This window comes from Photobacterium lipolyticum (assembly GCF_003026475.1).
In the GTDB taxonomy this organism is placed as follows: Bacteria; Pseudomonadota; Gammaproteobacteria; order Enterobacterales; family Vibrionaceae; genus Photobacterium; species Photobacterium lipolyticum.
The window spans coordinates 43,082-66,211 of the sequence record NZ_PYMC01000013.1; the positions used below are offsets into that span (position 1 = coordinate 43,082).

16 protein-coding genes are annotated in these 23,130 nt (G+C 46.8%); 3 read left to right on the forward strand and 13 right to left on the reverse strand.

The window, feature by feature from the left end; translation table 11 throughout:
* Positions 1-126: 126 nt before the first annotated feature.
* Together C9I89_RS16510 and C9I89_RS16515 are read left to right on the forward strand one after the other, a co-directional pair.
* Entirely contained in the window at positions 127-4,320 is a 4,194-nt protein-coding gene (locus C9I89_RS16510) for a metallophosphoesterase (protein WP_107284421.1), read from the forward strand.
* 226 nt (positions 4,321-4,546) lie between these two features.
* Positions 4,547-7,111, forward strand: coding sequence for a hypothetical protein (locus C9I89_RS16515; RefSeq protein ID WP_107284422.1), 2,565 nt, complete (start codon positions 4,547-4,549; stop codon positions 7,109-7,111).
* Between the two features lie 187 nt (positions 7,112-7,298).
* Here the strand turns inward: C9I89_RS16515 and C9I89_RS16520 are convergent, their stop codons facing one another.
* From C9I89_RS16520 to punC, 8 genes are all read right to left on the reverse strand, one after another.
* Positions 7,299-7,535, reverse strand: a complete 237-nt coding sequence (locus tag C9I89_RS16520) for an HP1242/YdcH family protein (RefSeq protein WP_107284423.1) — start codon at positions 7,533-7,535, stop codon at positions 7,299-7,301.
* Positions 7,536-7,793: 258 nt separating this feature from the next.
* Positions 7,794-9,017 (reverse strand): sodium/glutamate symporter, encoded by a 1,224-nt coding sequence (gltS, locus tag C9I89_RS16525; protein WP_107284424.1) that lies wholly within the window; start codon positions 9,015-9,017, stop codon positions 7,794-7,796.
* Between the two features lie 815 nt (positions 9,018-9,832).
* On the reverse strand, positions 9,833-10,171 hold the full coding sequence (locus C9I89_RS16530; protein WP_107284425.1) for a hypothetical protein: 339 nt from the start codon (positions 10,169-10,171) through the stop codon (positions 9,833-9,835).
* Between the two features lie 283 nt (positions 10,172-10,454).
* Complete coding sequence (gene artM, locus C9I89_RS16535) at positions 10,455-11,126, reverse strand: arginine ABC transporter permease ArtM (protein WP_107284426.1); 672 nt, start codon at positions 11,124-11,126, stop codon at positions 10,455-10,457.
* On the reverse strand, positions 11,123-11,812 hold the full coding sequence (gene artQ / locus C9I89_RS16540; protein ID WP_107284427.1) for an arginine ABC transporter permease ArtQ: 690 nt from the start codon (positions 11,810-11,812) through the stop codon (positions 11,123-11,125). Before artQ ends, artM begins: the two co-directional genes overlap by 4 nt.
* Position 11,813: 1 nt before the next feature.
* On the reverse strand, positions 11,814-12,545 hold the full coding sequence (locus C9I89_RS16545) for an arginine ABC transporter substrate-binding protein (RefSeq protein WP_107284428.1): 732 nt from the start codon (positions 12,543-12,545) through the stop codon (positions 11,814-11,816).
* A 195-nt stretch (positions 12,546-12,740) separates the two neighbouring features.
* The gene (gene artP / locus C9I89_RS16550) at positions 12,741-13,469 is read right to left on the reverse strand and encodes an arginine ABC transporter ATP-binding protein ArtP (RefSeq protein WP_107284494.1); all 729 of its coding nucleotides are present in this window, start codon (positions 13,467-13,469) and stop codon (positions 12,741-12,743) included.
* Between the two features lie 606 nt (positions 13,470-14,075).
* Entirely contained in the window at positions 14,076-15,284 is a 1,209-nt protein-coding gene (gene punC, locus C9I89_RS16555) for a purine nucleoside transporter PunC (RefSeq protein ID WP_107284429.1), read from the reverse strand.
* Positions 15,285-15,390: 106 nt separating this feature from the next.
* On the opposite strand from punC, the gene punR reads away from it, so the two are divergent.
* Positions 15,391-16,293 carry a DNA-binding transcriptional activator PunR gene (gene punR, locus C9I89_RS16560; protein WP_107284430.1) on the forward strand — a complete coding sequence of 301 codons (903 nt, stop codon included), beginning with the start codon at positions 15,391-15,393 and terminating at the stop codon, positions 16,291-16,293.
* An 86-nt stretch (positions 16,294-16,379) separates the two neighbouring features.
* On the opposite strand, the gene C9I89_RS16565 is transcribed toward punR, so the two are convergent.
* The 5 genes from C9I89_RS16565 to C9I89_RS16585 all read right to left on the reverse strand — a co-directional run bounded on the left by C9I89_RS16565 (position 16,380) and on the right by C9I89_RS16585 (position 23,127).
* Positions 16,380-16,988: a CDP-alcohol phosphatidyltransferase family protein gene (locus C9I89_RS16565; RefSeq protein WP_107284431.1), complete on the reverse strand. Its 609-nt coding sequence runs from the start codon at positions 16,986-16,988 to the stop codon at positions 16,380-16,382.
* A complete protein-coding gene (locus tag C9I89_RS16570; protein ID WP_107284432.1) occupies positions 16,981-17,631 on the reverse strand; it encodes an ATP-binding cassette domain-containing protein in 651 nt (216 codons plus the stop codon). Before C9I89_RS16570 ends, C9I89_RS16565 begins: the two co-directional genes overlap by 8 nt.
* Positions 17,597-19,306: an ABC transporter permease gene (locus C9I89_RS16575; RefSeq protein WP_107284433.1), complete on the reverse strand. Its 1,710-nt coding sequence runs from the start codon at positions 19,304-19,306 to the stop codon at positions 17,597-17,599. The genes C9I89_RS16570 and C9I89_RS16575 overlap by 35 nt, the downstream gene beginning before the upstream one ends.
* Before the next feature lie 369 nt (positions 19,307-19,675).
* Entirely contained in the window at positions 19,676-20,851 is a 1,176-nt protein-coding gene (locus C9I89_RS16580; protein WP_107284434.1) for an ABC transporter substrate-binding protein, read from the reverse strand.
* Positions 20,848-23,127 carry an FAD-dependent oxidoreductase gene (locus tag C9I89_RS16585; RefSeq protein WP_107284435.1) on the reverse strand — a complete coding sequence of 760 codons (2,280 nt, stop codon included), beginning with the start codon at positions 23,125-23,127 and terminating at the stop codon, positions 20,848-20,850. The genes C9I89_RS16580 and C9I89_RS16585 overlap by 4 nt, the downstream gene beginning before the upstream one ends.
* Positions 23,128-23,130: the final 3 nt, after the last annotated feature.

Here is a 23,130-nt window from a genome sequence, read left to right on the forward strand (position 1 = left end):
TCAGCTTTTGATGTTTTATATCTGTTCTATATTAAAACTAATTATATTAAAGCAATATGTTTTCGGCAGTTTATCTCTTCCTCAAGAGGTAGGGATGCTAACGCATGGCGAAAATCAGGTGACGATATGTATGGAATTAATCTAACAAAAAGAAAGACTAAACTTTCGTTTTTATTCTCGTCGTTAGATAAAGCTATTTACTATATTTTTGTCATTCCTGTAATTTTTTGCCTGCTGACTGTCGAGGTATCTGCAGAGCCCACTATCTTGGAGGTGCGTGTCTCTGCAAGTACTGATGATGCGGAAGAAAAAACGTCAGGCGGAATGAGGCTGACCAGCAGCGACCTGGAGTTTGTCTATGATGGCGGTGATCAAACTGTTGGTATGCGTTTTAATACGGTGACTATTCCGGCAGGTGCCAGCATTACGGATGCGTATATTCAATTTCAGGCGGATGAGACCAATTCAGAAACCACGTCGCTCATGATAGAAGGTGTGGCAGAAGACAGCACGCCAACGTTTTCAGGGACTTTCGGGAACCTCTCATCAAGAAGCAGGACGGTGAGCTTTGTTTCGTGGGCTCCGGCACCATGGACAGTGGTGGGGGAAGCGGGGCTTGCCCAGCGTACGCCCTCTATTACCTCGATTATTCAGGAGATTGTGAATCGTCCCGGATGGTTGAGTGGCAACTCCCTGGTGATCATTGTCACCGGGACAGGTGAGCGTGTAGCGGAGGCGTTTGATGGGGTGCCAGGAGCTGCGCCTTTACTCCATGTGGAGTACACCGGTGCGGGAAATAGCACCCCCACGGTGAGCATCACGGAGCCAGCAGATAATACGACGTTCCCGGTTGGTGATCCTGTCACATTTGCCAGCACAGCCAGCGATAGCGAGGATGGCGACCTGACCGGGAGTCTGGCGTGGAGCTCTAGCCGAGACGGAGGCATCGGCACGGGCGGTTCGTTCTCGATCAGCACCCTGTCGCAGGGTACACACACCATCACAGCGTCAGTAACCGACAGTGGTGGCCTAGCAGGGACAGATCAGATCACGGTGACGGTGGGGGATGTGCCTGCTATGCTGGACGTGCGCGTGGCTTCGAGTTCCGATGATGCGGAAGAAAAAGCGTCAGGCGCAATGAAGCTGGCCAGCAGCGATCTGGAGTTAGTCTATGATGGCAGTGTTCAAACTGTTGGTATGCGTTTCAATGCGGTGGCCATCCCGCCGGGTGCCAGCATAGAGCATGCTTATATTCAGTTGCAGGTGGATGAGACCAGCACTGGTACGACTTCGCTCACGTTAGTGGGCGAAAACAGCGAGGATGCCACGACGTTTACTTCGTCCAGTGGCAATATTTCATCGCGAAACAGGACAACTAACACTGTATCATGGTCTCCGCCGTCGTGGACTACAGTTGGAGAAGCCGGGCCAGACCAACAGACACCTGACATTGCCCCAATTATTCAGGAAATAGTGAATCAGCCCGGTTGGTCGAGTGGCAACTCCCTGGTGATCATTGTCACCGGGACGGGTGAGCGTGCAGCGGAGGCGTATGATGGGGCAACAGGTGCGGCGCCTTTACTCCATGTGGAGTATACAGCAACGGGGAACACCACCCCGACGGTGGGGATCTCGGCCCCGGCCGACAACGCCAGCTTCGCGGCAGGTGATGCAATCGCCTTCAGCGGCACGGCCAGCGACAGCGAGGATGGCGATCTGCTCGGCAGCCTGTCATGGATCTCGAGCCTGGACGGCACCATCGGCACCGGCGGCTCATTCTCGACCAGTAGCCTGTCGGCGGGCACCCACACCATCACCGCGTCGGTGAGCGACAGCGGGGGGCTGGCAGGCAGCGCCCAGATCACGGTGACGGTGACGGTGGTCACGGGGAACACCGCCCCGACGGTGGGGATCTCGACCCCGGCCGACAACGCCAGCTTCGCGGCTGATGATGCGATCACCTTCAGCGGCACAGCCAACGACACTGAGGATGACGACCTTGGCAGCAGCCTGTCGTGGAGCTCAAACCTGGACGGCACTATCGGTACGGGCGGCTCATTCTCGACCAGCAGCCTGTCGGTGGGCACCCACACCATCACCGCGTCGGTGAGCGACAGTGGGGGGCTGGCAGCCAGCGCCCAGATCACGGTGACGGTGGGCACGGGGAACATCACCCCGACGGTGGGGATCTCGGCCCCGGCCGACAACGCCAGCTTCGTGGTTGGTGATATGGTCACCTTTAGCGGCACGGCCAATGACACTGAGGATGGCGACCTGGGCAGCAGCTTGGGGTGGAGCTCAAACCTGGACGGTATCATTGGCACGGGCGGCGCGTTCTCGACCAGCAGCCTGTCGGCGGGCACCCACACCATCACCGCGTCGGTGAGCGACAGCGAGGGGCAGCCAGCCAGCGCCCAGATCACGGTAACGGTGACGGTGGTCACGGCGAACACCGCCCCGACGGTGGGGGTCTCGGCCCCGGCCGGCAACGCCAGCTTCGCGGTTGGTGATACGGTCACCTTCAGCGGTACGGCCACCGACGCCGAGGATGGCGACCTGGGCAGCAGCCTGGCGTGGAGCTCTAGCCTGGACGGTGCCATCGGCACTGGCGGCGCGTTCTCGACCAGCAGCCTGTCGGAGGGCAACCACACCATCACCGCGTCGGTGAGCGACACCGGGGGGCTGGCAGGCAGCGCCCAGATCACGGTGACGGTTGGGGAAGCGGCAACCACGCTGGATGTGCGCGTGGCTGCGAGTAGCGATGATGCGGAAGAAATAGCGTCTGGCAGAATAAGGCTGACGAGCGCTGATCTGGAATTCGTCTATGATGGCAGCGAACAGACTGTCGGCCTGCGTTTCAACGGAGTGACCATGCCGCAGGGGGCCAGTATAGAGCGAGCCTATATTCAGCTGCAGGCAGATGAGACTAACTCGGATACAACGTTGCTCGCGATAGAGGCCGAAATTACCGACAATGCCAGCACGTTTACTTCATCTGAAGGAAATGTCTCATTGAGAAAGAGGACGTCTAACAGCGTATCGTGGTTTCCGCCGCCGTGGACTACGGTGGGAGAAGCTGGACCTGACCAGCGGACACCTGACATCGCGCCTATTATTCAGGAGATTGTGGATCAGCCAGAATGGGTGAGCGGCAACTCCTTGGCGATTATTATCTCAGGAATAGGTGAGCGCGTAGCGGAGTCGTTTGAAGGTAAGTCCGCTGCGGCACCTTTACTCCATGTCGAGTACCGCGGCGGTGAGGATAATCTTGTGGAACCACCTGAAATTACGTTTTTTACGCCGGCTAGTGCTCAGGTTGCATCGGTGGTGGAAATTACAGGTAGCAATTTTAGAGAAGCTATAAACGTGGCTTTCAACGGGATCTCGTCCACGTTCAGGGTGGCATCAGGCAACACAATTTATGCCACAGTCCCCCCCGGTGATGCCTCGGGGCCAATTACTGTAAGCGATTTGAAAGGTAACGCGATAAGCGCCACAGAATTCAGCCTTGTACCAAGCCCACCCGTGTTGGTAGGTGCTGGCGACATTGGAGAATGTGTTGGCGTTGATAATGGAGCAACAGCAAGTTTGCTAGACAACATAGCCGGTACGGTTTTTACCGCTGGCGATAATGTGCATGGCAACGGAACGATAGAAGAGTTTGCTGATTGTTTTGATCAGACATGGGGGCGTCATAAGCACCGTACACGTCCGGCGCCTGGCAATCATGAACATGAAACGATCGGCGCTGCAGATTATTTCGAATACTTTGGTCCGGCAGCGGGTGAGCTTGGCAAGGGATATTACAGCTACGATGTTGGTGATTGGCACATCATTGTCCTCAACTCTGAATGTCATAAAGTAGGCGGTTGCGAGAGTGATTCTCCCCAAGGCCTATGGCTGCAGGCCAATTTATTGAAACATCCAAGTACTTGTACACTAGCAATCTGGCACCAACCTCGGTTTAGCTCCGGCCATATTGGAAATAATCCAGGGTTAAGTGATTTCTGGCAAATGTTATACGATGCCGGAGCAGAGCTTGTTATTAGTGGCCATAGCCACGGCTATGAGCGTTTTGCCCCACAAGATGTGAATGGCGCCATAGATACCCTGCAAGGTATTCGGCAGTTTGTCGTGGGAACGGGGGGAGTGAATGTTGTGACGATCCCCGAATCCGAGATTGCACCTAACAGTGAGGTTCATGACGGCGATACGCATGGTGTTATCAAATTGACGCTGAATCCCGGGAGCTACGAATGGGAGTTTATCCCGGTCGAAGGCAAGGTGTTTAGTGATTCAGGCAGTACGCCCTGCCATTAGGCTAACAAAGAGCAAAATCGAGTCTAGATGAGAAATTCGTTGTGATGTTGGCCTACTAATTGTCAGAGCAATATAATTTCGGATTCTCACTCTTCTTACTTGTTTACTCTTAGATCAAGACTATTCTTTGTCCTAGACAATAGTCCCCCGTGTTGTGCCTTTCCAAGGCTCAATCACGAGAGTACCAGCAACGATTTTTTATCATGTTACTGCAGGAAATAAAATCATGAGCAGACAACAGAGTCTTTTTGTAAGCTGCTGCTTCGTAGTAGTTTTTCTCGCCAGCATTTCTTCTGCCTGGGCCGCAACTTACTACGTTGCGACAGATGGTGACAATGACAATGATGGCTCCATGGATAAGCCCTTCTCCAGTGTTAATTACGCCGTTAAGAAATTACAGCCAGGAGATACATTATATTTGCGAACCGGAAGCTATTTTGAAACCGTCGAAGTCGAGGTTAGCGGTACAGCAAAGTCACCTATTGTGATTGCATCCGCGCCAGGTGAGAGCGCCGTAATTGATTCTGGTTACCCAGAATTTCGAGTTTTAGGCAATAGCGATTGGGAATTAGTGAATGCTCAACTTGGTGAATATCGCTCCAAGATTGGCTGTGATGACAATGAAGCTTACGCGTATGTGTTGGGTATTCCAGGTTATGAAAACGAGCGGGTACAATTAGTTCCATATCTGGACGTTGACCATTTTCGAGCTACTACAGATAAATATGAGGGCAGTAGCAGTAAATTTTATGTCGGTCCCGGCACCATTGAAATTGATGGAAGATGCCATATTCGTCTGTCAAAGACGACTGCGATGAGAAACGCGGAGGCTCGCTACGGAGAAGTGTTTTCAGCTGAAAATGCCGATCCGAGCAACTATCAGATAGTGTTGTCCCAGGAATCTAATACGCTAATAGTCACGGGATCTTATCTGACATTCAAAGATCTTACCGTTAATCAAGCACAAGATAGTATTGAGCTTAAGTCAGATGCCCACCACGTGGTGTTTGAGGGCATTACGGTCTGGATGGGTGATACTGCAATTACAACTGCCTCCTCTAATGTACATGATATTACCGTCACTCAATCTCGGATCCTCGGCGATGCACCTTACTGGATTTATTGGAGTGATATGAAGGACGACCCCACGCCTGCCAATCGCGCCCGTGGCACTTCAATTAATTTAGAAGGCGGAACGGAAGGTTGGGTTATATCCTGGAATTTGATACGTGGTTCAGGGCAGGACCTGATAGGTACCAACAACGGTGAAGATCGAATCTTTGTCCATCATAACCGCCTTGAAAACTGCGGTGATGATGCGTTTGAGATTGAAGGTGCAGCTAAAAACGGCGGCACTGCCAATATTCGGCAAATTGTGATTGATCACAACTATATCAGGAATTGCCTGACGGTAGTGGCTGTGGGCCAGGATACGGTAGAAATGGCAGGCCCCTTACTATTTTACCGCAATGTGGTGACCCTACTTCGTGATCACCCTGTTAATCGTAAGAGCGGTATAAACAGCTGGAATGGTGGTGGAGAATTTGGTTATGGAAAGATGTTCAAGCAGGCAGGCAGTGATTATGCGACACGTAATGTCCACTATTATCAGAACACGTTAGTAATGCTGAATTCATATAAAGGGATAGTTCCGACGCCAGCCAAGCCGGATGGCAGCACGTTTGCCAATAATATCGTGGTGATGGTTAACGGTGAAATCAATAAATCCTACAATCTAGGTGTAAACCAACTGATTGACGGAAATTTATATTGGAAGGTCAATACCCAGGATAATGAACCTTTGGTGGATGACGAGGATACGGTGGGAGAGCTTAAAGGTATTGAACAGAATAGTATAGGAGACACTCCTAAGCGCGGTACTGATCCGAAATTTGTCAATTTTAAATTAGACGTGGTTGATCGCGACAAAGAGTACTGGGCATTGAAGCCAGGTTCTGAGGTTTTTAAAATGGAGGATTTCATTCTGGCGGATAATAGCCCAGCGACGGCTAAGGCCGTCCCGGTTACTTGTCGAAATATCAATGCTATAAGCGAGTCCGGGAACAGTATGTGCTCGAATGGAATACTTATAGGCTCTATTCTATCAGGAGCAACAGGGGCTATCGGGGCAATACCTACTACGGCAAAACCTAGCGATTATCAGAAGTTTCCATTTGATGCCACTTTACCGCCAACGGATAAACCAGATGTTCCAGATGTTCCAGATGTTCCAGACGTTCCAGAAGTGGGTGAACAGGTGGTGAGCAAATCTGTCGAAGGCTCTTCAGATGATGCTGAAGAGAAAGATGGTGGTAGGGTGGACATTGACAGTAGTGATTTAGAACTCGTCTATGACAAGAGGGACCAGATTGTCGGCATGCGCTTCAATGCTATGACCATTCCAGCGAAGGCAACAATTACCAATGCTTATATCCAGTTTCAGACGGACGAAACGAACTCTGATACGACATCATTAACTTTTGTGGCAGAAGCAACAGACAATGCTGCAACTTTCCGGGAAGAAGATGAAAACATCTCGTCTAGGAAACGTACGTCGGCCTCAGTATCCTGGGAACCTGCACCATGGTCATCTAGAGGTGAGGCTGGTTTGAACCAGAGAACACCAAATATTAAATCACTGGTTCAGGAAGTCGTCGACCGTGAAGGATGGACAAGCGGTAACTCGATCGTAATAATCGTCAGCGGATCCGGTGAACGGGTTGCAGAATCATACGATGGAGATCGTAACGGAGCACCACAGCTTTACGTGGAATATAAAACGAGTGAATAAGAGCGGTGCCTGTAGAACGGCCCCGGTATTCTGCTACCTCAATGGATTTCATGGGTATAGTGAAGTCCATTGTCCACTGGCGGATTTCGTATATACCCAAGTAACCTGATATAAAATATATTCGCATCCATTAATAAGCCCGGTTAAATCACCGGGCTTTGGATGGGAGATGTTACTCATACAGATGTTAGTTATTTAAAGCGCTGTATATTTTATCCTTTAACTGTGCACGTTCCATTTTGAGCTGAGTGTAATGCTGATCTTCGGTAGGTACATTATTACATTCTAACCCTCGTATAACATGATCGAGTTTATGATATCTGTCTGACATTGATTTGAAGTTTTCATCCGCCATTTTGAGCTGGTGGATTTTATTTTTCATTTCAGGGAACTCAATGAAGAGTGCATGATTTTCACCTAACATCTTAATACTCCATACGTTCTGTCTAGCGTTGATGCCAATAACCATTAACCGCTGTCTTCATAATTCAATTATTTTCTGACACAGAAGCAGTCGCAACCATATTGTCGACTTTAATGGTTACATATAAATAATAGGACTAAATTAGATAACGCGTTAGGTGAGGATCATCAGTATCTTGCTTATAGCAGGAGAAATAGAAAGTTGAAGTGGTTTGATATGGAGGGAGTGACAACGTCACACCCTCGGTGGTGCGTAAGGTTATTGAATGAAGGTGAGGTAGCCCTGAAGAACTATCAGGTTGGCAATATCAATAAAGAATGCACCAACAATAGGTACCACCATAAAGGCCTGTGGTGAAGGGCCGTTACGTGAAACCAAAGAGCCCATATTCATAACTGCGGTCGGTGTTGCACCCATTCCGAAGCCACAATGGCCTCCGGCGATGACTGCTGCATCATACGTGCGCCCCATAACCCTGAAAGTCACATAATAGGCAAATAAACCGAGCGCCACAGTCTGGAATGCAAGAATAACCAACATTGGCAGTGCTAGTTCTAATAAGTCCCAGAGTTGCAGGCTCATTAATGCCATTGCCAGGAATAATGAGAGCGATATTGTTCCTAGTGCATCAACGGTTTCTTTGTTGATCTTGTAAAGCTTAGTGGTTTCACAAAGGTTGGTAATGAAAACGCCGACAAAGAGGGCATAAACAAAATTAGGGATGCGTAACCATGCCACGTCAAAGCTATCTACAAACGTTTTGATATGCACCGCGCCCGCTACACAGACGAGTAAAATGAAGAGTACTTCGATGCTATTTTTTGACGTAATTCGGTCTTCTTCATGATCACTGTAGGTGACGAGATCCGGGTGCTTAATATGGTGGTGCTCGCCGTCACCAAATGAGGATTCCAGTTTATATTTGTTGATCAGACGTTGGGCAATAGGGCCGCCAATGATTCCCCCAACCATTAAACCAAAGGTCGCAGAAGCCATTGATAGCTCAAGAGTGTGCAGGCCAAAATCTGATGCGAACGTTTGTGACCATGCAGCTCCGGTACCATGTCCACCGGATAACGTGATTGAACCGACGATCAGACCAAGCAGCGGATCAAGGCCAAGCACAGTGCTTAGACCAACACCGACAGCATTCTGGATGATAATATATACGGTGGCTAAGCCTAAAAACAGGAAAACACGAGAACCACCTTGGGCAAGCAGTTTGAAACTTGCAGCTAAACCCACGGTGGCAAAAAACATCTGCATCAGTGTGTTTTTAATGCTCAGCTTAAATGTAATATCAACACCTTGTTGATGAATAACAGCGATTATCACGGCAATAATCAGGCCGCCTACAATAGGCTCAGGAATATTATATTTTCTAAGTACTTTAACCTTGCTATTAATAAAGTAGCCAAGAAAAAGCACGACAATCGCAATGAGCAAGGATTCGAGCTCGTTAATTTGAATATTTGAGTTCATTATTCTGTCTTTTCATACTTTTCTTAATGGCTAATTTTAACGGCTAAAATGCCCTGTGCCTATATTGCTTTTGTTTGATTAATAGTGTAGCTGCGCACAGATGCTTATATTTTTAATGTATGCTACCTGGTTTATTTATTAATTTCGGTTATTGATTTTGTATATTATGTTGGTGTCAATTGTATTGTTTTTGATGTTAGGTTCAAGGCGAGATAATTTGGATAATTATGTGTATTAATTGATGGGGTGAGTCGTACTAAGCCGCCAGATGTATGTTAATGCGTCATAATTTCAATGTCTTAGGTTGTTGTGTATTGCAGCTATCATTCGGAAAAGATGAATGTTACCGGGAATTGGTTGTAATAATATTGTTAATTGCAATGCGTTTGTCTTTGCTTGGCGAGTTGGCGTTATTAACGCTATGAAACATGTAATAATTGTACGTTAAGTCGTCAAATTTCTTTATGTTTGTTCGTATATTTTTAATGATAAAAAATTAGATATTTTTAATATAGGTGTGATTTTGTTTAATAATTATACAGTATTGGCGAGAGACTATGATTAAAGAGAAAGCAATATACGAGATAATGAAGAGAAGAATATGCCCAAGGTAACCTCAAATCTCGCCAAAACGAGCATCTTGAGGTTACTTGGATATAAGCAAACGGCGTTAAAAATGACTCTTCCTGTGGATGTTTTTTCCAATCACTGAGGAATGATGACAGGTATGCTTAAGTTGGCGCTTTGAAAGTAGTGCGATGAATTTTTTTTTGGAGAGTATAATCAAACCAGTTCGTTACCAGCTTGATCGGTTCTTAGTCAGAGGGCTTTCTAAGCTTCAAGTCTTTTCTTAACTGCTGGATATAATCCAGTCTTGATTGACTGACGGGTGTCGGCGGCACTTGTTGTAATTCTAGGTTATAGGCTTCTTGTTCCGTGACACAACGGCCATGTATACGGACATGAGGTTCTTTAGTTTCAATTGTTGCACGTACCGAAGCGTCATCCTGTGCTTTTGCAATGGCTTCGCGCGCCTTACTCTGACCTGTCGCGTCTTGTATCGCAGGCTGGCGGCGATAAGACTGCCGAGTTGAAGACTGAGGTCGCTGATCGCGTTGTTTGATGAAATTATCTAAATGGTCACTAAAGCTCATAGGTTGCTGCCTTATTAATGTTACCTGAATATCTTAAGTCAGCCTGACGACTATTAGAAGTGTAATAATAGCTTTAGGGGGAAATTTTACTGTAAACGGTAGACTCTGCGCCTTCAACATCCTAATTTGGCTTGATATTGGCTTGGCAGGGCGCGCTGCTGTGATTTTTCCACCAATTCAGGGTTAAGCTTGTGCCTGAACGACGAAGCCAATAGCGGCTAGCTACTGGCTTTACGATATTGCTTGATAACTGGATAAGGGGATTATCGAATCAGGATAGGTGCTAATGTGCGTTTTCAAATGCTAAGGCTTTTTTTTCGACTTTACGAAATACCAGAGTCAGAACGCCGTTAACCGTCAGGTAAAATGCGCCGGCAACACCAAAGACGACTAATGTGTCATAGGTCTGTGCATTAATACGCTGCGCGTAGCCCATGATATCCATAATCGTAATTGTGCTCGCCAGAGAAGTCCCTTTAAACAGCAGAATCACTTCATTTGAATAAGCCGGAACTGCTCGACGAATGGCAAAAGGCAGTAAGACTCTTAATGTTGCCACCTTATCCATCCCCAACGCCCGGCAAGCTTGCCATTGGCCGGATGGAACCGCATCAAAGGCACCCTTAAACAGTTGTGTACTGTATGCGGCGGTATTCAATGCCAGTGCAAGCATGGCACAGAACCAAGGTTGACTTAGCCAGATCCACAACATGCTTTCACGTACTATTTCAAATTGCCCAGGCCCGTAATACACCAAAAAGATTTGCACCAATAATGGTGTGCCGGTGAATAATGTAATGACTCCACGGCTCAGCCAGTGAATACCTGTTGTTCGCATGATTAACGTTAATGTCATAAAGATTGCAATAATACAACCCACAAACAGTGAAACGACGGTTAGTTCAATACTGGTGAGCAGGCCTTCAAGCATTTTCCAGACATGCTGTTCATTCATGCGCTCGCTCCTTGTGGTGCGTTAAGGCCTTGAACGGTGAATTTTTTATCAATCATTTTGACTGCACGTTGGGTTAATAAAGTAATAATCAAATAAATCGCAGCCGCACTCGCATACCAAGTAAAGCTTTCGTGCGTGGCAGCCGACGTTAACTGTGCCTGTTTAAGCAGATCGGTGACGCCGATCAGTGAAACTAATGCGGTATCTTTTAACAGCACTAACCATTGGTTGGTTAATCCGGGTAGGGCATGTCTAATCGCCTGTGGTAAAACAATGCGTGTAAAACCATGAAAGCGGCTGATCCCTAATGCACTCGCGGCTTCCCGCTGACCATTTGAAACCGCTTTTAATGCCCCCCGCAATGTTTGCGCAGCATAAGAGGCAAAAATTAAAGACAGCGCGATGACACCTGATAAAAATGGGCTGATTTCGACATAGTCACCCGTGATCATAAAGAAGATCTGACCTGAGCCGAAAAAGATGAACAGCACCACTAATAGTTCAGGCAAACCACGAAGAACGGTTACAAGTGCCGTCGTCGGCCAAAAAATTGCGCGCTGACGTGACATCTCGCCACCTGCAAACAAAACCGCTAGCACTAAGCCAACCAATAAGCTGGTAAATGCAAGCTGAATGGTCATCCAGCTTGCTTCTACGAGCGACAAAGAGTAACCCGAAAACGCCATATTACTTACCGAAATACTTATCGAAAATAATCTGGTATTGGCCGTTTGCTTTTACTGTTTTAAGTGCAGTATTCAGCTTATCAACCAACTCCTGATCGTCTTTGTTAATTGCAATACCAAAGCCGTTGCCAAAATATGCCGTATTGGTGACTGGTTGACCGACGTAGCTTAGCTTATCGTTGGTCTTAAACCATTCAGCGACAACAGCAGTATCACCAAAGACAGAGTCGATACGGCCATTTTGCATATCAATGAAGGCATCCTGATAGCTTGCATATGGCACTGCGGTTACGCTTGCCATTTGTTCAAGCAGATAGCTTTGGTGTGTTGACCCGTTTTGTACACCAACCCGCTTGCCGTTAAGGTCGGCCTGATCGGTAACGTTGTCATCGAGTGCAATAAATGCCGCAGCATTATCATAGTACGCATCGGTGAAGCTAACTTGCTTATTACGGGCTTCAGTGATGTCCATGGCAGAAATAGCAGCGTTGTAACGACGGAACTTTAACGCAGGAATTAGGCTGTCGAATGCTTGATTATGGAAAGAACATTTTGCCTTGATTTCTTCACACAACGCGTTCGCTAAATCAACGTCAAAACCTTGGATTTGATTGTTTTCATCAACGAATTCAAATGGTGCATAAGTCGCTTCCATCGCAAACTTTATCTCTTCCTGTGCAACTGCATTAGCTGAAGCCAGGCCAATTAACGTTGCTAATAAAATTTTTTTCATTGCGATACTCCGTGCGTTATTGTTTTTCATCAAACATTATTTAATGAAAAATCAGCTTTCAGCAGGCTCTTTTTTAAGAAGAGACTAGGCATTGTTACGGCTGCTGAAATATCTGGGTTAATAGAAATAAAAAAGGTGTCATATCAATTTATAGGAATATCTGAATCGCCAAAGGCTATACAAATTAGCTATTCATCAGTGAGTCAGGTATTCCGCAAATTCAGGGGTTGCTGGCGTATGGAACGCCTCTTTTGTGCCATGTTCTACTATGTATCCCTTTTCAAGGTACAGAACATGACTTGCAATTTTTTTTGCAAAATCAACTTCATGAGTGACTACAATTTGAGTAATGCCGGTTTCACTTAGTTCGTTAATGATCTGGACGATTTGATTGGTGATTTCCGGATCCAATGCCGCTGTCGGCTCGTCAAAAAGCAGTACATCAGGTTTCATCATTAAAGCTCGGGCAATCGCAACACGTTGCTGCTGACCGCCAGAAAGTTGCATCGGCCAGGCATCCGCTTTGTCTGCCAGTTGCAGCGTCGCAAGAATTTTCATTGCTTCTTTATGTGCGTCTTCTTTATTCATGCCAGCAACTTTCACTGGGGCTTCCACTAAATTTTCCAGAACAGTCATGTGTGGCCACAGGTTATATTGTTGGAAAACCATGCCAACCTTACGACGTAGTCTTAAGCCATCCTTTTCTTGTACTTCAGTGGCGAAGTTAAATGCCTCGTTGGCGATATTCAGTTCACCGCTGTTTGCCGTTTCCAGTAAGTTCAGTACCCGCAGTAGTGAGCTTTTACCTGCACCACTTGGACCTAACAACACGAGGGTCTCTCCTGCGTGGCAGGTGAAATTCACATCGTGAAGAACCTGCGTGTTTCCATAGAATTTGTTGATACCGCTTACTTGAATACTCATGCCAATATGCTGCATTAATTGTCACCAGGGGTTCATACTACCCATAATGGGTTCTTATGCAAGAAAAACGTATAAAAAATCGATTTTGTTGCATTTTTGTATATCAATTGTTCGTTATTCAGCGTTAATAACTGGTTTGACCGCTCAATTAGTTAGGTGTTGTCAATGAAACAAATAATCCAACGTTTATATATTTATGGTGATATTTTTGACTAATCACTGAGCCCATCATAGTAATCAGGAAATGATAAGCACGTGAACAAACCATTTTCAATAGTGCCTATCACACCTATGTGATTGGTTGGTAATCATTTCTCTCCTTTCGTCGCAGTATTGATTGGTCTGTTTATATAACTGGAATCCTGAAGCTTGAAAGGTGCGCGATTGAATAAATATTGACTGACTTATGAAAATAAAACTAGTCATAAGCTGCCGTATATTTGCTAATTGCTGCTTAATTGTATGGGTTTATGCCGGGGGGAGGGTGGTGGTTGCGGGAATTTAGTCATATTGACGCTTTAGAAAAATGAGGCTTCTAGGGTAAAAAAAAGGCTGCTCAAAGGCAACCTCAACTAATTATGCAAATTTAGCGCTTTGGTGGTGCAACTATGCAGTTTGTACCTGTTGCACTGTCTGACGACGTGCCTGCACCACAAATGCAAAACCGATTATTACGATAAAACCTGCAGCTAGCATTACTGTCGTTATCGTTATTAAGCCTTTTGCCGTGAAAGCAGAGACAATGCCGCTTGCCGCAAAACAGATAATGGTTTGCAGAAAATTCAGCAATCCTGCTGCAGTAGCACTGCAGTTTTTGAAGTCTTCCAGTGCCTGACTAACAACAATGGGATAAATCGCACCGTTGGCAGCAGCAAGGAAACAGAATGGAATAAGGATCGGCCAGATAGTCGTTGGCTCAGTATTGGTTGAAATAAGGAACATGACCAACACACTTGCGAAAAACAGTTTTAATAACCAAGGCAAAATCTGTTTGCCTTCGAAGCGGTTCAGTAGGGTACGACAACCATAGCCACCGATAATGAAGCCAACAGTTTGTGGCGCATAACTCAGGCCGATATCTGCACCTGAATAACCCATCGCTCCCATTACAAAAGGAGATCCCGTCAGGTAGGCAAAGAATGCGGCAGAACAAGCAGCAAAAATAAGCATATTTCCGATGAATTTTTTTGAACCTAGAATTTGCTTATAATCACGACGTAATTGAATGGCTGTCTTTTCATTTGTTTTGCTTATAGGTGCGCTTTCGACCTCTTTTAGTGTCATAACGGCTAAAACAGCACCAAAACCTACCAATGAAATAAAGATGCTACGCCAGCCGAATTGACCTTCAAGCAGTGCGCCGGCCAGTGGGGCAAGAGCCGGGGATAAAGCGACAAGTGGCATGATCGTCGCGAAAATACGCTCTGATACCTTACCTTCGTAGCGGTCAACGACAACAGCCTGCCAGATAACGGTGGCACTACAGGCGCCTAGAGCTTGAGTAAAACGTGCAGCCAGGAACAGTTCGACAGTTGGAGCAAAAGCACATAGTACTGATGCGATGCTAAATAGGGTCATACCACCCAAAAGAACTTTGATACGGCCAACTCGATCCGATAACGGGCCGTAGACCAGTTGACCAAGCGCCATACCCAAAAGGAATATACTTAGAGATAATCCAATAAGTGACTGTGTGGTGCTAAAATCTTCTTGAATAGTCGAAAATGCCGGTAAATACATGTCTGTCGCCAGAAAACCTAACATACTTAGGCAGGCAAACCAGCTTAGGGTGACTTTAGATGGTTGGTTTTTCATTATGGTTTAACTTTATTGAAATAACATTGCTTGCAAGTGTAGTTGTGGTTTTCCTTACTGTGAAACGGTAATATTTCAACATTGCTTTCAAAAAAATTGATTTGATATGTTTTCGTACAATGATCTCCAAGTTATTGATGTTGTTGCTAGGCGCGGCAGCTTTTCTGCTGCCGCAGAAGAACTACACAAAGTGCCAAGTGCAATTAGCTATACCGTTCGGTTAATAGAAGAGCGATTAGTTGTCGATTTATTTGTCCGTATGCACAGGCAGGTGAAATTAACCGCTGCCGGCGAGTATTTTGTCGAAGAAGCACGCAATCTGATCAAACAGATGGAACAGATGCGTTTACAGACCCAGCGGGTAGCCAACGGTTGGTCGCAAAGTGTCTCGGTTGCATTAGATACAGTTGTGCGTGAAAGTCGGGTTAATACCTTGGTGCGTGATTTTTATCAGGCTTTTCCCGATGTCGAGCTGCATTTGACCATGGAGGTGTTCAATGGTGTCTGGGATGCGTTGGCTGATGGTCGTGCTGATATTGCGATCGGTGCAACAGCCGCAGTTCCTGTTGGTGGATATTTCGCTTACCGCGATATGGGGACACTATCCTGGAAGTTTGTGGTCTGCAAAGATCATCCGTTAGCGAAGAGTGAGCATAAACTTGGGCCTGATGAGCTTGCGCAGTATCCTGCCATCTGTATTGAAGATACATCTAGAACCTTGCCTAAACGCGTAACCTGGTTGATGGATAACCAGCGTCGTATTATGGTGCCAAACTGGCACAGTGCCCTGCAGTGTTTAAAGGCAGGGTTAGGCGTATGTGTGGTGCCTGCGCATATGGCGATGCCCCGTATTGAGACTGGAGAGCTGGTGGAAAAGCAATTAGTCAATAAACCGCCGGTCAGTCCGTGTTGCCTAGCCTGGAACACCGAAAATTCGAATCCGGCACTTGATTGGTTACTCGATTATTTGGGTGACAGCGAACAGTTACACCGCGAATGGATGCGTTAGTTCTGATATTGAATATTTTCTCTGAACGGCTAATGATGCGGTTGAAGATACCCGTTATGATAACAATAACGGGTTCGATCAATTTTTTAATCTCTCAACGTCTGATAGCCTGCCCAGATCCGTGTGGCTGTTGTAACCCAGCACAAGCTACCGAATATCCAGGCTATAGTTGAGAAATGCTGTGGCAAGAGGCAGAACAAGATGAAACAGGCAATTGTTTCTGTGCCTTCGGTCAGGCCGCCAATGTAGTAAAGCGATTTTTGTTTATAGACCAGGTTTTCGATATTGAGCTTGCTTGCCATTATGGCAAAAGAGAGGAAACTTGATCCCGTACCGATAAAGGCAAAAATCAAAAATGCACCAGCAACGGCATTAGCGCCAGGATCGGCCAGAACAAAGCCAAATGGCACCATGGAATAGAAAAGAAAATCCAGGGTAATATCAAGGAAACCACCGCAATCAGTTATGCCTTGTTTACGGGCTATTGCGCCATCTAAACCGTCAAACAATCGGTTAATGAGAATAAAAGCCAAAGCCCAGTCATATTGCTGAAAGGCGAGGGCAGGCAGCACCAGTAATCCCAGCAAGAATCCGGTTATTGTTACCTGATTGGCTGTGATCCCAATTTTATCCGGTAGGGCTGCAGCCGATTGTAAAGGCCTGCGGATCATTTTAATGGTATAACGATCAATCATGACGAGTCTCCTTATTCCAGGGCCAGCGTAATACATTACCACCATCGGGGATATCGTCATCGTCATGGGTGACCATCAGCGCTGGAATATTCTGTGCCTTTATTTGCTCAAAGACAAATTGCCGGAAAGCGGTTCGTAATTCCTTATCTAATTTGCTGAAAGGCTCATCAAGTAAAACCGCTTCAGGTTTCGCCAATAAGGTACGCATCAGGCTGATGCGGGCTCGTTGACCGCCTGAGATTTCTGTTGGCATATGATATGCAATTTCTTCCAATCCAATTTGTGCCAAGGTCAAAATGGCGTGTTTTTTCCGGTTACTTCCCTTTATTTGCCGGGGCAGGCCGAAGGCTAGGTTTTCCCATATGTTCAGGTGAGGAAAGAGCAGATCATCCTGAAACAGGATTCCAATTCGTCGCTGATCCGGTTCTAGTTCATTCATTGAACTGTTATTCAGCGAAATTTGGCCTTGCAGGGCAAACGTCGGGCTTAAATGGCCAGCAACCGCACTGAGCAGGCTGGATTTACCGCAGCCACTTGGCCCCATTAAGGTTAATACCTCACCTTGATTGACGGTAAAGGTCACTGACGAAATAAGCGGCGTAGTGCCATTACTTATAGTGAGGTTTTCCACAGATAAGGTCATCCGTGTCGGTACTCCGTTGTTGCTGACTGCGACGGGAATAGTTTCCCGATAGGCGACTGGCAATAAGCGCCAGGGTAAAGAAAACTAAAGGTAGTAACCCTTGTAATAATCCGTAAATAGCACTGACTCGGCGATCTTGCCCGCTGGCTAATGCTACGGCTTCGGTTGTTAAAGTCGAGATACGTCCCGCGCCTAAGATTTGGGTTGGTAGATACTGCGCCAGGCTCACGCTCATCCCAACGGCAAGAGCCAGCCAGATAGCAGGCATCATGAGCGGACGCTTTACTCGCCACCAGGCAGACCACGCGCTTAAGCCTAAACTGCGGGCTGACTGGTCCAGACGAATATCATAGGTTCGCCATGGACCGTCTAATGCCAGATAAAGATATGGAAAAACGAAAAGAACGTGACTCCATATCACCCAAAACCAATAGTGCTGCCCAGTAAACAAGAAAGTGGAAACCTGAATGCCGAACAAAATAGAAAGCTGCGGGATCACCATCGGTAAGGCGATAAGCCAGGTTGGGATTCCTCGCTGGTACTTTTGTCGGTGTTCCAGACAGCCGATAGCCAGCACTAATGCGATAAATGCACTGCTAAGTGCCAGTAAAATACTATTAGATGCCAATTGTATTAATGATTCGCTTTCTTGTTGCCAGAAACGTGTGCTATAGCGGCTTGGCAGCAGATCAGGAAAGCGCCACCGTTGGGCAAAAGACCAGATGAACAGTACTGGTACCACGATGACAGGTACCATCGTAAAGGGCCAGTGCAAGTGAACGCCTGATAAAAATATCTTATTCTTTTTGGATGACGGACCTGAATATTGCCATTGCCGCTTAACATCGAAAAGTAGCCATTCAATCAGACGAGCCAGTGTTAATACGCCGAAAGAAAGCACAAGTAATATGATGGCACCGACAGCGGCCCGGGGGATCTGGGTAAGATCGGGTTCATTAAACCATTGCCAGACTAATATCGCTAATGTTGGCGGGCGTGATGGGCCTAAGATCATGGCGATATCAACCACGGACAAGCCATAAGCTAATACGGCGTAGATAGGCATTCGCATTTTAGGTAGCCACTGAGGCAAAATGACTTTTAGCCAGCTCTCGCTGTGGCTGTAGCCTAGACCGGAAGCAACAGCCTGTAATTGGTTGAACTGTATTTGATGGAGTACTGAAACGCTCATTAACAATAGGAAAGGGGTTTCTTTAATTGCCAGCGCCAGCATCAGCCCGATGCCATACGGATCTTGGATGAGAGCGAACAGTGACGCCGTGTCGATGCCTGCGGTTTCAGCAACGCGGAATAACCATCCTGTCGGGGAAAATGTAAACGCAAAACCAATGGCAAATGCGACATGAGGCAGCGCCAGCATGGGAGCGATCAGATGCTCAATTCGCTGCCAGCGCGAACTGTTCCAGTTCGCCTGTAAAATCAGAAAGCAAAATGTGGTTGCCAACACAGTACTGCCGACACCAGAAAACAGTGTGAGCAATATGGACTGGCCAAGACCAGGCCACTGCAAGGCCGAGGAAAATGCAGACAGATTCGGGAAATCTAAGCCAAGTGCGGGTAACCAGGAAAAAGCCGGAACCGCAATGCCAATTACCCCGGGAAGTAAGGGCAGTGCGCATATCACAATGGTTGCCAGGTAAAGCAAACGGATCATGGCAGGCTCAAAGCGTGAGTGACTTGAGTGCTGTATAAAAATAATAGTTGCATGCGTATCACTGGTCTTCCTGATGAATTATGAGAACAGAGTGCCGAGGTTGCAGGATCTCGACACTCGTATTCTAGTTTCTAGCACTTAACACAGAGGTTTTGAACAGTTCAGTCACCAACCATCGTCATTCCGTAAAGTGAGGAACGAACTTATACGGAATCTAAGACGCACATGGTTAGAGCTGGATCCCGGATATCTCGTTCCTCGATGACGTGCTTAAACTAGTAAAAACTTGTGTGAAAGGGGACTAGTTTCTAGTTTTACTCTCTACTCTCTACTCTCTACTCTCTACTCTCTACTCTCTACTTTCTATAACTAATGCCCGTACCGACGCTGCCATTCTTGTTCAATTGCTGTCAGCCAGCTTGGGTGAGGCTCGGCAACGGGTTTAAATAATGCGAAACCCCGGCTGCCACTATTCAGTGCCTCTTCTTTCAATACCGAAGGATCGCCCCAGATGCTGGTATTTGCTTTACGTGCCTGTGCTTCAGGACTTAGCAAAAAGTTAATTGCAACCTGAGCACCTTCTTTCGCTGATGCGTTCCATGGAATGGCGAGGAAATGAATATTTGATAGTGCCCCTTGGTCGAAAGCATAAGCCTGGGCTGTTTCTGCCAACGTACCGTGTTCAATCGCAGCATTCGCAGCATTAGGGTTGAATGTTATAGCTAATAGTAGCTGCTGATCATCCAATAACTGAATGGTTTCGGTTGTACCTGACGGAAAACGCTGACCTTGTTGCCAGGCAACCGGATGAAGCTGGTCAAGGTACTGCCATAATGGTGCCGTGACGCGGTCAAAGCGTGCTTTATCTTTATTCAGAACAATGGGTTGATAAAGAGCGGGCTTATCATCCGTCAGTTCAATTAAAGCAGCTTTTAAGAAACTGCTACCGTGAAACTCAGGTGGCTGCGGGTAACTGACTTTACCGGGAAATGCTTTCGCCAGGCTCAGTAGCTCTGCAAAACTTTGCGGTGGGTTATTCAGGGTTTGTTTATCATGAATGAAAACGAGCTGTCCGACCCCCCAGGGGGCTTCTAGCCCTTCCGTTGGTTCGGTGAAATCTTCAAAAACCGGCAGGCGCTGATCAACATATTGCCAGTTAGGAAGTTGCTCGACAAAAGGCCCGAACAATAACTTTCCTTGTTTCATTGAACGAAAGTTCTCGCCATTGATCCAAACCAGATCGACACTGCCGTCCCTATTTTTTCCGGCTGTCTTTTCAGCTAGTAATCTTTGGGTAGTTTCTGCGATATCAGCCACTTTTACATGTTTAAGCGTGACATTGTAACGCTTTTTAAGTTGCTTCGCTGACCAACGCAGGTAGTCGTTAATTTCCTGACTGCCGCCCCAGGCATTAAAATAGACCGTTTGCCCGCTCGCTTTACTTTCAATCAGCTGCCATTGCTCAGACTGCTGAGGGGAAGCTTGCTCTGCACTTACCAAACTGGAGGCTAGCGATAGTACCAGCCCCATAACTAGTTTTTTCATTGAATGTCCTTATTCTCGTTTAATGCTGCCACTGATTTTATGTCTGCAGTTTCTTCTGAGTCGGTTGTTTGCGCTTTTATAGGCTCTGACGGGTTATGTTCAGAGACTTTTTGGTGCCGCATCCAGGTGTGATATTTTTTCACCCAAGCTAATAGCGTCTGTGGTGCATTCGCTTGTTTCCAGACACCTGCCGTATACTTATTGGCTTCACTCATGGTCGGGTAGGGATGAACCGTTCCCAATATTTTATTCAGCCCCAACCCGTGACGCATGGCTAAGGTAAATTCAGCGAGTAGCTCACCGGCATTATTGCCGACAATCGTTGCACCGAGGATTTTATCTTTACCTTTCGGGGTGATGACTTTGATAAAACCGTAATCTTCGCCGTCTGTGATCGCCCGGTCGAGATCGTCGATACCATAAGTAACAACTTGATAGTTAATACCCTTTATTTGAGCTTCTTTTTCATTGATGCCGACCCGGGCAACTTCGGGTGAGGTGTAAGTCGCCGCGGGCAATACGGAATAATCGGCTTTAAATTTCTTAAACTGACCAAACAAGCCGTTGACGGCGGCATACCATGCCTGATGTGCCGCTGCGTGGGTTAACTGAAAAGGCCCCGACACATCACCGACGGCAAAAATATTAGGATATTTGGTTTGCAGGTAATCGTTCACCTCAACGGTGCCACGATTTGTTGTCGTAATACCAAGCTGTTCAAGACCAAAACCCTGAACATTTGCCTCGCGGCCAAGGGCAAGCATGACGGCATCAAATTCAATAATGACTTGTTCACCGTTGTTTTCCAGGTAAGCGCGTTGAAGTTGTATGTCATTATCTTGTGTGAGTCCTTGATCAGGTGCTGACTCGAAGCGGATCGCTTTATGACCAAGTCTGATATCAACACCGTCTTTGAGCATGCTTGCTTTGACTAAAAGCGAGGCATCTGAATCTTCGCGAATTAGTAATTGCTCTGCCATTTCGACTAAAGTTACATGGCTACCTAATCGACTAAAGCTCTGCGCAAGTTCGCAGCCAATCGGCCCCCCGCCAAGTACTAGCAAGCGTTTGGGTTGCTGTTTAAGCGACCAGATTGTATCAGACGTTAAGTAATTAACATCTTGCAGTCCTGGAATGTTAGGGACTAATGGACGGGCACCTGTTGCGATAACAATATTACGGGTGGTGATGCGCCTGCCGTTCACTTCCACTTCCCATGGGGAAAGGATTTGTGCTTCGCCTTTGACACAGTTAACCCCCAGTTTGGAATAACGTTCGACTGAGTCGTGGGGTTCGATTTTAGTGATAACGTTATGAATACGTGCCATAACCTGTTCAAAATTGACCTGTGGCTTGTCAGTTGTGATCCCAAATTCATGGGCGCGAGAAATTTCAGCCATGGAGTGCGCAGCACGGATAATCGCTTTTGATGGTACACACCCGGTATTGAGGCAGTCCCCCCCCATTTGGTGTTTCTCAATAAGTGTTACTTCGGCTTTAACTGCCGCGGCAATGTAAGAGCTCACTAAGCCGCCCGCACCCGCACCGATAACCACCATATTCTGATCAAACTGCTCGGGGCGCTGCCAGTCAGCATATACGCGACGTTGGGTAATGATGTTCATGATGAACTTAGCAATGAGTGGGAACACACCCAGCAGTGCGAGAGAGGCCAATACAGGCGCTGAAATAATACCGCTCAATGTTTCAATTTCACCTAACTGAGTACCGGCATTAAGATATACCACGGTACCTGCCAGCATACCTAACTGACTAACAACGTAGAACATACGGGTACTTAGCGGGGTTAAACCCATTAACAGGTTTACCACAAAGAATGGGAACACGGGAATTAAACGCAGGGTGAACAGGTAGAAAGCCCCGTCTTTTTTGATACCGGCATTAATCGGTGCAATACGATTGCCGAATTTGGTTTGTACCCAGTCACGTAAAATAAAGCGGCTGAATAAGAATGCTAAGGTTGCGCCAATGGTGCTGGCAAATGACACCAGTACTAAGCTCCACCAGAAACCAAATAGTGCAGCACCTAACAGCGTCATGATGGCGGCACCAGGCAGTGACAGAGCCGTTACAATCACATAAACGGCAAAGTACACCAGACTAGATAAGAACGGTTGTTCGGCAATCGTGTCTTTTAATGCTAATTGCTGCGCCTTAGCTTGTTCTAGGGTGAAGTATTGCCCCAGATCGAATGCGAACCAGAGCCCTATCAGGCTGATAATCGTAATGAGGAGCAGGAGCTTTTTTCTATCCATGAT